Raw genomic sequence first — 11,813 nt, forward strand, 5'->3', positions numbered from 1 at the left:
CCCGCGAAGAACGGAGCTAGGGCCCCCGCCCCCGCCAAAGCCCCCTGAGCCCGCCCGTCACGCCGCGCGGGGGCGTCCTCGCCGTCGGTCGAGCGAGGCGTATCGGTTCTTCAGGAGCGCCCGGCAGGCCGGGTCTCGCGGCTCCCTACCGACGCGGGGACCCCCTGCTTCGCGTGCTGGACCTGGGTGCGGTCGGCGACGGAGCCCGGGGGGCGGAAGACCGCATCGCCCGGGTGTTTGGCACGTACCTGCCCTTCGGGGACGGCACAGGCGGCGAGCAGCAGGCCGCCCGCGAGGAGGGCGCCGACGACTCCGAGACCGAGTTGCTTCGATGCGTTCGATGCGTTCTTGGCTGACACGCCTTCACGCTTGCCCCGCGCCCCGGCGATCCCACCCCCGATTGGGCCGTTCGGCCGCCCGAGCCCGCCCGAACGGCAGGCCCGGGCCGCCAATCAGCCGATCGGCACGTCAGCGCGGGCGCACTCGCCGGGCACCCCGAACCGGCACCGAACCGGCCCCCGAACCGGCGCCTCAGACCGGGACGAAGGCGCAGCGCCGCAGCACGTCGTCCAGCGAGAGCCCGAGCGCCTCGGCCACGGCGGCGACCGTGAAGAAGGCAGGGGTAGGGGCCCGGCCGGTCTCGATCTTGCGGAGGGTCTCGGCCGAGAGCCCGGCGCTGGCCGCGACCTCGACCATGCTGCGGCCGCCGCGCGCCTCGCGCAGCAGCGCGCCCAGACGCTCGCCGCGCTCGCGCTCTTCAGGGGTGAGAGGGGTACGGACCATGCCCCCATCCTACCCCGCGCCCCAATAACTATCCCGTTAAAGTTATACCGGTATAGTTATTGGCATGGTGGAACTGAAGACAGAACAGTCGATCGACGAGATGCGCGCCCCCGGCCGGGTGGTCGCCCGGGCCCTGGCCGCCGTACGGGACAGCGCGCGGGTGGGCATCTCCCTGCTGGAGCTGGACGAGGTGGCCCGCGGGGTGCTCCGCGAGGCCGGCGCGACCTCGCCCTTCCTCGGCTACCGGCCGCGGTTCGCGCCGGTGCCCTTTCCGGCGGTGGTGTGCGCCTCGGTCAACGACGCGATCGTGCACGGCATCCCCGACGGCTACCGGCTGCGCGACGGCGACCTGGTCAGCATCGACTGCGGGGCCGAGCTCGGGGGCTGGGTCGGCGACGCCGCGATCAGCTTCACGGTCGGGCAGGCCCGCCCCGCCGATCTGCGCCTGATCGAGACCGCCGAGGCGGCCCTCGCGGCCGGGATCGCCGCCGCCGTGCCCGGAAACAAGATCGGCGACATCGCCCACGCCGTCGGCACGGTCTGCCGCGCCGCGGGATACGGCATCCCGGACGGCTTCGGCGGACACGGCGTCGGCCGCACCATGCACGAGGACCCGGGCGTGCCCAACGAGGGCCCGCCCGGTCGCGGCATGAAGCTGCGCCCCGGCATGGTCATCGCGATCGAGCCGATGCTGATCGCGGGCGGCACGGACGACTACCGGTGCGACGGCGACGGCTGGACCCTGCGGACCGTCGACGGCAGCCGCGCCGCGCATGCGGAGCACACGGTCGCGATCACCGCCGACGGCCCGAGGATCCTCACCGCACCGTAGGTGCCCCGGAGGTCCTACGGGTGCCCGTGCGGGTGGACCACCATCGCCGAGCCGCCGCCGCGCCGGCTCGTCTCGGCCGCGGCCAGCCAGCGCCCGTCCGGCAGGCGCTGGACGCCGGTGGCGGCGCCGATCTCCGGGTTCTGCCGGAAGCCCTGGCCGATCGCCTCCAGTTCGGCGCGCACCGGGCTGTTCCACAGGCCCGGCTCCAGCTCGGTGGTGGTCTGGTTGCGCTGACTGGCCCGCGGTGCGGCGATGGCGTCGACCAGCGGCAGGCCCCGGTCCAGATGCCCGATCAGGGTCTGGAGGACGGTGGTGATGATGGTGGCCCCGCCCGGGGAGCCGACCGCGAGGACGGGACGCCCGTGTTCCAGCACGATGGTCGGTGACATGGACGAGCGCGGCCGCTTGCCCGGTCCGGGCAGGTTCGGGTCCGGGACGCCGGGGAAGGCCGGGGCGAAGGAGAAGTCGGTCAGCTCGTTGTTGAGCAGGAAGCCGCGCCCGGGCACGGTGATCGCGCTGCCGCCCGTGGACTCGATGGTCAGGGTGTACGACACCACGTTGCCCCACCGGTCGGCGACCGTCAGGTGGGTGGTGTTCTCGCCCTCGTACGTGGTCGGCGCGGCCTGGCCGGCGGTGGCGCAGGGCGCCGGGTGACGCGGGTCGCCGGGGGCCAGCGGGCTGGTCAGCGCCCGGTCCGGCCTGATCAGGCAGGCGCGCGAGTCCGCGTACCGCTGCGTCAGCAGCTCGCGCGTGGGGACCTGCTCGAAGGCCGGGTCCCCTACCCAGCGGCCCCGGTCGGCGAAGGAGATCCGCGAGGCCTCGATGAACCGGTGCAGGTACTGCGCCTCGGAGAGCGAGCCGAGGTCGGTGCGCTCCAGGATGTTCAGCGCCTCGCCGACGGTGGTGCCGCCGGAGGAGGACGGGGCCATGCTGTACACGTCCAGGCCTCGGTAGCCGACCCGGGTCGGGGCCTGCCGCTTGGTCTCGTACGCGCGCAGGTCGGCGGTGGTCAGGTCGCCGGACCGGACCTTCCGGGTCGCGGCCGGGTCGACCGGCGGTGTGCGCACGGCGTTGACGATGTCCTCGGCGATCGGACCCCGGTAGAGCGCGCTGGCGCCCTTGCGGCGGAGCTCGGCGTAGGTGGCGGCCAGGTCGGGGTTCTTGAACGTGGAGCCGACCACCGGGAGGGCCCCGCCCGGCAGGAACAGTTTTCCGGTGTCCGGGAAGTCCTTGAACCGGTCCTGGTTGAGCTCCGTCTGGGCCCGGAAGGTGCTGTCGACGGTGAATCCGTCGCGCGCCAGCTTCTCGGCGGGCTTGAGGAGTTGGCCGAGGGGCCGCGAACCCCAGGCGTCCAGAGCGCTCTCCCAGGTCGCCGGGGTACCGGGGACGCCGACCCCGCGGCCGCTGGTCTGGCCCTCGGCGAAGGGGATGGGGACGCCGTTCTCCTGGAAGAGCGTGGCGGTGGCCGACGCGGGCGCGGTCTCGCGGCCGTCGATGGTGTGCACCCGGCGGGACGCGGCGTCGTAGTAGACGAAGTAGCCGCCCCCGCCGATGCCGGCCGAGTACGGCTCGGTGACCCCGAGTGCGGCGGCGGTGGCGACCGCGGCGTCCACGGCGTTGCCGCCGGAGCGCAGGACCGCGATTCCGGCCGCGGAGGCATCGGCGTCGACGCTGGCGACGGCCCCGCCGTATCCGGCGGCGACGGGGACCTTCGCGGGGGTGGAGGCCGCCGACGGCGGGGCGGCGGCGCCGGTCGAGACGAGGGCCGCGGCGAGGGCGAGCATCGGTAACGTGCGGGCGACGGGACGGTGCATCCGGACCTCCAGTGGCAGCGTCCGCCGAGCCTAGCGGCCGCCCCGCCCTCCCGTCAGGAGGCTGTCGCGGCACGCGCCCCGGCCGCGACAGCCTCCTGACGGGGAGGCTCCGTCGCCCGGCGGCGAGCTCGGAGTCCGGCTTCAGCATGCGCCGGATGCCCTAGCATCCGGCGCATGGACGACGACGTGCGCAACATCGTGCTCGGGGTGATAGCCACGGGCGTCAGCGGCGGATTCGGGTGGTTCGCCCGGACCTACCTGTGGCGCCGCGCCCTGCGCCGCAAGCAGGCTTTCTTCGGACTGCCGAACGGCTCGGACTGTCTGTTCGTGGTGAACCGTCAAATGGGCGGCACCGATGGCTCGGTGCACCGCAGCGACACCTTCGCGCTGCTGGAGCTCTCCGCGCTGATCAAGGACTGCGGGGCGAACCTGCAGATCGTCACGCACGACGGGGCCCGCCAGGGCTTCGGCGAGCGGGCCGAGTTCTGTGTCGGCGGGCCCGTCTCCAACGCCCGTACGGCGGCCCATCTCAACTCCCTGCTGCCGGGCGTGCGCGTGGACACCACCAGCGCTCCCGGCCCGGACCGCGGTGCCATCGAGATCGGCGGGGAGGCCTACCGCTGGGAGAAGGGCGCCGTGGAATACGTGCTGCTGGCCCGGCTGACGAACGGGCACGGCGCCCGACCGGTGTTCCTGCTGTCCGGGCAGACCGCGAACAGCAACCAGGCCGCCGCCCGCTATCTGGCCCGGCATCACGTGCAGTTGGCGCGCAAGTTCGGTGGGAATTCCTTCTGCCTCCTGCTGAAGGTGATCAACTCCGATGCCTACGGGCCGGACGTGACCGAGCTGGTCGCGGACGTCACCCGCGGCGCCCAGACACCCGTACCGGCAGCCGCGTGATCCCGTTGATGAAGTTGGACACCAACCGCCGGGGTGGGCCCGCGAGTTCGGGTGCGGGCATGGCAGTGCGCCACTCCTCGTAGAAGGTGCGCAGCTGGAGCCGGGCGAAGTGCGCGCCTAGGCAGACGTGCGGGCCGTCGCCGAAGGAGACGTGCGGGTTGGGCGCCCGGCCGAGGTCGAGCCGGTCCGGGCGGGTGAAGACGCGCTCGTCGTGGTTGGCGGAGGCGTGGAAGACCACCACCTTGTCTCCGGCCCGGATGCGGCGTCCGGCGAGTTCGGTGTCCACGGCGGCCGTGCGGCGGAAGCTGAGCACCGGCGGGTGGACGCGCAGGAGTTCGTCCACGGCGCGGTCCATCGGGGCCCGCCCGTCGGCGAGTTGACGGTAGGCGTCCGGATCGTCGGCCAGGGCGAGCAGCCCGCCGGGCGCGGCACTGCGTACGGTGTCGTTGCCCGCGACGGTGAGCAGGAAGAAGAACATCTCCAGCTCGGCCGGGTCCAGTCCGGCCTCGGCGAGGGCGGTCATCACGTCGTCGCCCGGGTGGGCCCGCTTGTGGGCGGCCAGTTCGCGGGCGTACGAGAACATCTCGCCCAGCAGCGCCGGGGAGCGCGGGTTGAGGGGCTTGCCGTCCGGGCCGAGCAGGGGCGCGGGCGCGTCCTCGGGATCCTGGTAGCCGATGACCCGTACGGTCCACTCCAGCAGCAGGCCCCGGTCGGCGGCCGGGACGCCCAGCAGGTCGGTCAGGTTGAGCAGCGCGTACTCGTCGGTGACGGCGGAGACCAGGTCGGCGGCCCCGTCCTCGGCCTTCTCGCGGGCGGCGGCGAGCAGCGTACGGGCCCGCTCGCGGACGCGGCCGGCGAAGGCGTCGACGCGGGCCGGGGTGAAGGCCCGGGCGACCAGCCGGCGCAGTCGCCCGTGGCCGGGAGGGTCCTGGTTGAGCATGGTGCGGCGCAGGAAGGGCAGGTCGGCCGGGTCGGGGTCGCGGATCTGGGTGGCGCCGAGCCAGGAGGAGTACGTGGCGTGGTCGCGCAGGACCCGGACGACGTCGGCGTGCCGGGTGACGGCCCAGAAACCGGGGCCGGCGGGCCAGCCCAGGATCTCCGGCTCCTCCTGCCGGGCCACCGGGTGCCGGTCGCGCAGCAGCCGGTAGCGCTCGTACGGGATGCCCTCGGCGTAGATGCGGGGGTCGAAGACGTCGGGGGCGTCCGCGGCGGGGTCCATGGGGCCACGGTGGCGGCAGGAACGGCCGCCACGCAAGAGGACGGCCCGCAAGGAGACGCCTCGCACGCCTCGCAGGTGGACGGCCCGCAAGGGGTGGGGTCAGGGCCCTGTGTCGCAGTCGGCCGGGTCGAGGGCGGTGTCCGGGCCGCGCAGCACCGCCCGGTACTGCGACCCGCTGGTCGACAGCACGGTGCACACCACCTGCCGGCGGGCGGCGGAGGACAGGTCCCCGACCTTGACCGGCAGCCGGACCTCCAGCACCGGGTCCGAGTCCGAGCCCGAGCCCGAGCCCGAGTCCGAGCCCGACCGCGAGCTGACATCCAGCGCCGAGAGCTGCTCCGCGTTCAGCTCCGGCAGCCGGGTGCCCAGGCCGGCGGCCTTCGCCGGGCGGCCGGCGGGGGCGCTGAGGCGGCGCAGCACGGCCCTGATGCGGGCCTCGATGACCTCGGTGCGGGCGGGCTTGACGATGTAGTCGTCGGCCCCGGCCTCCAGGCCGACGACGATGTCGAAGTCGTCGCCGCGTGCGGTGAGCATGATGATCGGGACCTGGCTGGTCTCGCGGATCCGGCGGCAGACCTGTACGCCGTTGATCCCGGGCAGCATGAGGTCGAGCAGCACCAGTTCGGGGCGGAAGCCCGCCATCAGGCCGAGGCCCGCCTCGCCGGTCTCGGCGGCGCTCACCTCGTGGCCGCGGCGGCGCAGGCCCAGGCCCACGCCTTCGCGGATGGAAGGGTCGTCCTCGATCAGCAGTACGCGTGGCATCCGGTCGGCATCCAAGGTGGTTCGGGGCGGTTCCTCCCGCTAGCGGCCCGTCTTGCGGCCCGTCTTGCGGCCGAGGGAAGAGCCGAGCAGGTCGGTGATCTCGGTCAGGCGCAGCGGCCTGGCGAGAAGGACGACGACGAGGGCGATGACCGCGGTTCCCGCTCCGGCGGCGGCGAGGTTGCCGAGGCCGTCGGCGGCGCGGGCGGCCGCGTACCCGGCGGCGGCCGCCGGGGCGCAGGCGGCCAGTAGCCGCAGGTGGGTGCCCAGCACGTTGGTGCGGCGTCCGTCGCGCGTGCCCGCGCGGGGGCCGAGCCGCCGGGCGAGGGTGTACGCGGTGACCGCGAGGCCCGCGAACAGCGCGACGGAGTACGCGCCGGCCATCCCGGTGACCGCCCAGCGGGGGGGCAGCAGCAGGTAGGCGGCGGCCGAGAGCGCGGCGTTCAGGGCGGCGATGACCAGGTTCAGGAAGAAGGGGGTCCGGGTGTCCGAGAGGGCGTAGAACCCGCGCGAGAGGACGTACTGGCCGGAGAAGGCGATCAGGCCGGGCGCGAAGGCCATGAGCATGCCCGCCATGACCTCGATGTCGGCGGCGCGGGTGCGCCCGTACTCGAAGACGCCGCCCATCACCCAGGGGGCGAGGGCGGCGAAGACCGCGGCGGCGGGGACGACGAGGGCGGCGCTGGAGCGCAGGGCGTACGAGATGTCGCGGCGCACCGCGGCGAGGTCGCCGTCGGTGGCGGCCGAGCTCATCCGGGGCATCAGGGCGGTCACAAGAGAGACGGTGATGATGCCCTGCGGGACGATCCACAGCTGGTAGGCGTTGCTGTAGGCGGTGTAGCCGGCGCCGCCGGCGAGGCCCGCCTCGACGGCGCGCTGTCCGGTGGTGGTGGAGAGCCGGGTCACGACCCAGTAGCCGATCTGGTTGGTGAAGACGAGCATCACCAGCCAGCCCGCGTTGCGCAGGGGGCGGGAAAGGCCCTTGCCGCGCCAGTCGAAGCGTGGCCGCCAGCGGAAGCGGGCGGCGCGCAGCGAGGGGATCAGCGCGAGGGCCTGGATGACGATGCCGGCGGTGGTGCCGAGGCCGAGCAGCCGGGTCTCGGCGGCGGTCAGGCCGTCCGTCGCGTCGTGGGACAGGTGCAGGAAGAGCCCGAAGACCCCGATGATCACGAGGTTGTTGAGGACGGGGGTCCACATCATCGCGCCGAACCGGCCGCGGGCGTTCAGTACTTGGCCGAGCAGGGTGAACAGCCCGTAGAAGAGGATCTGCGGCAGGCAGTACCGGGCCAGGGCCACGGTGGTGCTCGCCTGCGCACCGTCGTAATCGGTGTACGTGGACACGATCAGCGGCGCTGCCAGCACGGCGACGGCGGTGAGCACCACGAGCGCGGCCGTGCAGGCGGTGAGCAGCCGGTCGGTGTACGCCGCTCCGCCGTCCTCGTGCTCCTTGGCGGCCCGGACCAGCTCGGGCACGAAGACGGCGTTGAGCGCGCCGCCGATGAGCAGCATGTACAGGATGTTCGGGACGGTGTTGGAGACGGCGTAGCTGTCGCCGAGCAGTCCGGTGCCGAGTGCGGCGACGACGACCGCGGAGCGGACGAAGCCGGTAGCGCGGGAGACGATGGAGCCCGCGGCCATGAGCACGCCACTGCGCAGCACGGAGGCCTTCGGCGGCGCCGCGGGCGCGCCGGGGGCGGCCGGCCGGGTGTCGGTGGTGGTCACCGGCCGGCCAGGTAGGCCTGGAACGCCTTGTAGAGGGCCGTGTTGGCGTATCCGTCCATCGGTGTCTCCCACTCGCCGAGCGTTTCGACGACCCGCCCGCCGGTACCGAGCTTCCAGCGCAGCAGTCCGAAGGAACGTTCGTCGGGGTCGAGGGTGGAGGGTACCCCGCGCATGTCGTATTCGTCCGCTCCGAGGGCATGCCTGGTCGGGCATGTACGTGCACGCCGCGCCGTGGAACTCGGGCAACTTCGGCAGCGCCAATACCAGTTCGGGCTGTGTGGGCATGAGCGACGCCAACGCGGCCGCCTTCTACGAGAGCGTCCAGGCCGGCGACCTCTTCGAGGTCGTGGGCAGCGGCTCCAAGGGCAAGGCGGACATCGGCAACGGCTACGGCGAGTGGAACCTGTCGTGGGACGACTGGAAGGCCAGGAGCGCGCTCAACGCCGCCTCGCAGAACGGCTGACATACCGGAGCCGGCTATCGCCCGGCCATAGCCTGACTCTCACCCAATCGTTACCAGCGCGTAACTTACTGATGGGTTACCTCCAGTAAGGCCCTCCGGTTACCGTCGGGTCACTTTGACACCGGCGCACGCGAGGAGCGATTGATGGTCCGCACCACCAGCACCGCAGCAGTCGTGGCAGCCGTACTGGCGGCGACCGCCCTGGGCCTGTCCCCCCACCAGGCCCAGGCGGCGCCCGCGTTCACCGCCGCAGCCGCCGCGTCCAGCGCGTCGGAGCTGACCTTCCACGACATCCCGGGCTCCGGCGGCATCACCCTCAAGGGCAACGTCTTCACCCCGGCGGGCGCCAGGGCCGGCCAGAAGTACCCGCTGATCGTGCTCCCCACCAGCTGGGGCATGCCGCAGATCGAATACATCGCGCAAGCCAAGAAGCTCGCCGACTCCGGCTATGTCGTGGTCAGTTACACCTCCCGCGGCTTCTGGCTATCCGGCGGCGAGATCGAGACGGCCGGCCCGCGGGACACCGCCGACGTCTCCGCCGTCATCGACTGGGCCCTCGCCACCACCCCAGCCGACGCCGAGCACATCGGCCTGGGCGGCGTCTCGTACGGCGCCGGCATCAGCCTGCTGGCCTCCGCGCACGATCCGCGCATCAAGGCCGTGGTGGCGCTCAGCGGCTGGGCCGACCTCATCGAGTCCATCTACTCGGGGCGGACCCAGCACCGCCAGGCCGCCGGACTGCTCGGCGCCGCCGGCTACCTCACCGGCCGCCCCGGCCCCGAACTCCAGCAGCTCCTGCGCGACTTCCTCGGCTCGAATCTGGACCGGGAGGCGGAGATGATCGAGTGGGGCAAGAAGCGCTCACCGTCGGAGAAGATCGACCAGATCAACACCAACGGCGCCGCGATCATGCTGGGCAACGCGTGGGGCGACACCATCTTCCCGCCCAACCAGTACGCCGCCTTCTACGAGAAGCTGACCGGCCCCAAACGGCTGGAGTTCCGGCCGGGCGACCACGCCACCGCCGAGGGCACCGGCCTGTTCGGCCTGCCCAACGACACCTGGACCAACGCACACCGCTGGTTCGACCGCTACCTCAAGGGCGAGCGCAACGGGGTCGACAGCGAGGCCCCGGTGCAGATCAAATCCCGTAGCGACGACGGGTACGAGGGCTATCCCGACTGGAAGTCGGTCGGCTCCGGCGGCACCGAGAAGCTCGCCCTCTCCGACAGCGAACACCTCTACGCCAACATCGACTCCGGCGCCAACGGCGGCATCGTGCTCCTGTCCAGCGCCCTCGACCAGTTCTTCAGGACGCCCCCGGCCGCCTCCATCCCGCTCCTCCCCCGCGCCTTCGCCGCCGTCTGGCAGTCGCAGCGCTACGACGAGGCCCGCCGGATCCGCGGCACGGTCACGCTGCACACCACCGTCACGCCCACCAAGTCCGACGGCACGTTCGTCGCGTACCTCTACGACGTGGGCCCCCTCGGCATCGGCAAACTCGTCAGCAACGCCCCCTACACCTTCCACGGCAAGACCCCGGGGCAGGGATTCGGCGTGGACCTGGGCCTCTTCTCCACCGCCTACGACGTACCCGCGGGCCACCGCCTCGCGCTCGTCATCGACACCGTCGACCCGCTGTACGTCGAGCACAACCCCACCGGCGCGCAGCTGACCTTCTCCTCGCCTCGCACCGACCCCTCGTACGTCTCGGTGCCACTGCGCGAGCAGTGATCCGCGGCTGCTGCCGGGCAGGGTGGCTCGTCGGAACCACCGGCGTGTGCCCGGCAGCACCGGTCTCGGTTCGGCCGGGGCGGCTTCGACCGCCTCGGTCTTCACGCTGCGCCGCTGGCATCCCGCCGTCCAGGCCGCGAACCAGGGCGCCCCTCAATGCTTGAGGATCTTGGAGAGGAAGTCCTTGGCCCGGTCGCTCTCTGGGCGGGTGAAGAACTCCTCAGGGGTTCGGTCCTCGACGATCTTCCCGTCGGACATGAACACCACGCGGTTGGCGGCGGAGCGGGCGAAGCCCATCTCGTGGGTGACCACGACCATGGTCATGCCTTCGGCGGCGAGCTGCCGCATGACCTCCAGCACCTCGTTGATCATTTCCGGGTCGAGCGCCGAGGTGGGCTCGTCGAACAGCAGCGCCTGGGGGTTCATGGCCAGGGCCCGGGCGATGGCCACGCGCTGCTGCTGGCCGCCGGAGAGCTGGGCGGGGTACTTCTCCGCCTGGTCGGCGAGGCCGACCCGCTCCAGCAGTTCCCGGGAGCGCTTGTCGGCGTCCTCCTTCTTCCGCTTCCTGACCTTGATCTGCGCGAGGGAGACATTGGCCAGGACGGTCTTGTGCGCGAAGAGGTTGAAGGACTGGAAGACCATGCCGACGTCGGCGCGCAGCTTGGCCAGCTCCTTGCCCTCGGCCGGCAGCGGCTGCCCCTCAAGCAGGATCGTGCCCGACTCGATGGTCTCCAGCCGGTTGATGGTCCGGCAGAGGGTGGATTTCCCGGAGCCGGAGGGGCCGATGACCACCACCACCTCCCCGCGGCTGACGGCGAGGTTAATGTCCTGGAGGACGTGCAAGTCCCCGTAGTGCTTGTTGACGTCCCGCAGCTCGATCAACGGATCGACGGCCATACGCTGCCCTGCCCACTTGTCGGCGTTCCAGGTCAGCGCAAACTAACCAGCCGCGGAAGGGCACTTCACGGCGACACGCCTAAAGGCCACATAAAGCACATCGGGCGCGCCAGGCGCGCCGGGACTCGTCGGGGTTTCCGCCGGACACCCCCTAGCCCTCGGAGGCCTCCGCGTACGCCTGGCAGAGCTCGGGGGATCCGGTCATCGCCCAGGACACCCCCGACTCGACCACGTTCAGTTCGCGTCCCGAGGCCAGACGGATCATCGGGTGGCCGTTCGGCCACACCTGCCAGCCCGCCCCCGGGATGGTGCGGACGATCACGGTCCCCAGGTAGAAACCGGCGTCGTTGCCCAGCCAGGGCACGGCCTCGGGGTCCCGCCGCCAGCGGGGCATCAGCTGGTCGAGCGCCTCCAACGAGGCCGGGCTCTCGTCGAGTTCCAGCCCGGCCGCCCGCGCCTGGACGCGCAGCATCTCGCATTCCGAGAACAGTTCACTGACACCCTCGGGGTCCTCCGCGATGGCGGCGGCGATCCCCGCGCCCCGGTCCGCCTCGTGCCGGTTCAGCCAGTGGTCCAGGAAGGGGATGTTCATACGCTCCAGCCTGGCACCAGGATCCGCCGCTGGCCACAGGACGCGCCTGGACCGGCCGGGCCGGATCCGCCGGCTGCTCCCGTCGGGCCTACCGCTCC

At 72.4% G+C, this 11,813-nt stretch carries 12 protein-coding genes; 4 read left to right on the plus strand and 8 right to left on the minus strand.

Features of this window, described 5'->3' with window-relative positions; translation table 11 throughout:
• Positions 1-110: 110 nt before the first annotated feature.
• Both J7I97_RS26635 and J7I97_RS26640 read right to left on the minus strand, forming a co-directional pair.
• Positions 111-359 carry a hypothetical protein gene (locus J7I97_RS26635; protein WP_214939394.1) on the minus strand — a complete coding sequence of 83 codons (249 nt, stop codon included), beginning with the start codon at positions 357-359 and terminating at the stop codon, positions 111-113.
• Positions 360-531: 172 nt separating this feature from the next.
• A complete protein-coding gene (locus J7I97_RS26640) occupies positions 532-783 on the minus strand; it encodes a helix-turn-helix domain-containing protein (protein WP_214939397.1) in 252 nt (83 codons plus the stop codon).
• Positions 784-847: 64 nt separating this feature from the next.
• Here J7I97_RS26640 and map point away from each other — a divergent pair, with 64 nt between their 5' ends.
• On the plus strand, positions 848-1,615 hold the full coding sequence (map, locus tag J7I97_RS26645) for a type I methionyl aminopeptidase (protein WP_214939400.1): 768 nt from the start codon (positions 848-850) through the stop codon (positions 1,613-1,615).
• A gap of 14 nt (positions 1,616-1,629) precedes the next feature.
• On the opposite strand, the gene ggt is transcribed toward map, so the two are convergent.
• Positions 1,630-3,429, minus strand: a complete 1,800-nt coding sequence (gene ggt, locus J7I97_RS26650; RefSeq protein ID WP_214939403.1) for a gamma-glutamyltransferase — start codon at positions 3,427-3,429, stop codon at positions 1,630-1,632.
• Positions 3,430-3,603: 174 nt separating this feature from the next.
• Here ggt and J7I97_RS26655 point away from each other — a divergent pair, with 174 nt between their 5' ends.
• Positions 3,604-4,329, plus strand: coding sequence for a hypothetical protein (locus J7I97_RS26655; protein WP_214939406.1), 726 nt, complete (start codon positions 3,604-3,606; stop codon positions 4,327-4,329).
• Here J7I97_RS26655 and J7I97_RS26660 read toward each other — a convergent pair.
• From J7I97_RS26660 to murJ, 3 genes are all read right to left on the minus strand, one after another.
• Positions 4,289-5,548 (minus strand): cytochrome P450, encoded by a 1,260-nt coding sequence (locus J7I97_RS26660; protein WP_214939409.1) that lies wholly within the window; start codon positions 5,546-5,548, stop codon positions 4,289-4,291. The two genes, J7I97_RS26655 and J7I97_RS26660, sit on opposite strands and share 41 nt — an antisense overlap.
• Before the next feature lie 99 nt (positions 5,549-5,647).
• On the minus strand, positions 5,648-6,310 hold the full coding sequence (locus tag J7I97_RS39655; RefSeq protein ID WP_285441183.1) for a response regulator transcription factor: 663 nt from the start codon (positions 6,308-6,310) through the stop codon (positions 5,648-5,650).
• Positions 6,311-6,349: 39 nt separating this feature from the next.
• The gene (gene murJ / locus J7I97_RS26670) at positions 6,350-8,029 is read right to left on the minus strand and encodes a murein biosynthesis integral membrane protein MurJ (protein WP_308369405.1); all 1,680 of its coding nucleotides are present in this window, start codon (positions 8,027-8,029) and stop codon (positions 6,350-6,352) included.
• Here murJ and J7I97_RS40020 point away from each other — a divergent pair.
• Both J7I97_RS40020 and J7I97_RS26680 read left to right on the plus strand, forming a co-directional pair.
• The gene (locus J7I97_RS40020) at positions 7,944-8,492 is read left to right on the plus strand and encodes a L,D-transpeptidase (RefSeq protein ID WP_308378371.1); all 549 of its coding nucleotides are present in this window, start codon (positions 7,944-7,946) and stop codon (positions 8,490-8,492) included. The two genes, murJ and J7I97_RS40020, sit on opposite strands and share 86 nt — an antisense overlap.
• Positions 8,493-8,636: 144 nt before the next feature.
• The gene (locus J7I97_RS26680; RefSeq protein ID WP_214939418.1) at positions 8,637-10,226 is read left to right on the plus strand and encodes a CocE/NonD family hydrolase; all 1,590 of its coding nucleotides are present in this window, start codon (positions 8,637-8,639) and stop codon (positions 10,224-10,226) included.
• Between the two features lie 153 nt (positions 10,227-10,379).
• Here the strand turns inward: J7I97_RS26680 and J7I97_RS26685 are convergent, their stop codons facing one another.
• Together J7I97_RS26685 and J7I97_RS26690 are read right to left on the minus strand one after the other, a co-directional pair.
• Positions 10,380-11,123: an amino acid ABC transporter ATP-binding protein gene (locus J7I97_RS26685; protein ID WP_214939421.1), complete on the minus strand. Its 744-nt coding sequence runs from the start codon at positions 11,121-11,123 to the stop codon at positions 10,380-10,382.
• Between the two features lie 151 nt (positions 11,124-11,274).
• Positions 11,275-11,715, minus strand: a complete 441-nt coding sequence (locus tag J7I97_RS26690) for a DUF6278 family protein (RefSeq protein WP_214939423.1) — start codon at positions 11,713-11,715, stop codon at positions 11,275-11,277.
• Positions 11,716-11,813 lie beyond the last annotated feature (98 nt).

This window comes from Streptomyces sp. ISL-87 (genome assembly GCF_018614095.1).
Lineage (GTDB): Bacteria > Actinomycetota > Actinomycetes > Streptomycetales > Streptomycetaceae > Streptomyces.

Coding starts and splice junctions, on each gene's coding strand:
- J7I97_RS26640 (WP_214939397.1), bottom strand. CDS start 783: ATGGTCCGTACCCCTCTCACCCCTGAAGAGCGCGAGCGCGGCGAGCGT.
- map (WP_214939400.1), top strand. CDS start 848: ATGGTGGAACTGAAGACAGAACAGTCGATCGACGAGATGCGCGCCCCC.
- ggt (WP_214939403.1), bottom strand. CDS start 3,429: ATGCACCGTCCCGTCGCCCGCACGTTACCGATGCTCGCCCTCGCCGCG.
- J7I97_RS26655 (WP_214939406.1), top strand. CDS start 3,604: ATGGACGACGACGTGCGCAACATCGTGCTCGGGGTGATAGCCACGGGC.
- J7I97_RS26660 (WP_214939409.1), bottom strand. CDS start 5,548: ATGGACCCCGCCGCGGACGCCCCCGACGTCTTCGACCCCCGCATCTAC.
- J7I97_RS39655 (WP_285441183.1), bottom strand. CDS start 6,310: ATGCCACGCGTACTGCTGATCGAGGACGACCCTTCCATCCGCGAAGGC.
- J7I97_RS40020 (WP_308378371.1), top strand. CDS start 7,944: ATGAGCACGCCACTGCGCAGCACGGAGGCCTTCGGCGGCGCCGCGGGC.
- J7I97_RS26680 (WP_214939418.1), top strand. CDS start 8,637: ATGGTCCGCACCACCAGCACCGCAGCAGTCGTGGCAGCCGTACTGGCG.
- J7I97_RS26685 (WP_214939421.1), bottom strand. CDS start 11,123: ATGGCCGTCGATCCGTTGATCGAGCTGCGGGACGTCAACAAGCACTAC.
- J7I97_RS26690 (WP_214939423.1), bottom strand. CDS start 11,715: ATGAACATCCCCTTCCTGGACCACTGGCTGAACCGGCACGAGGCGGAC.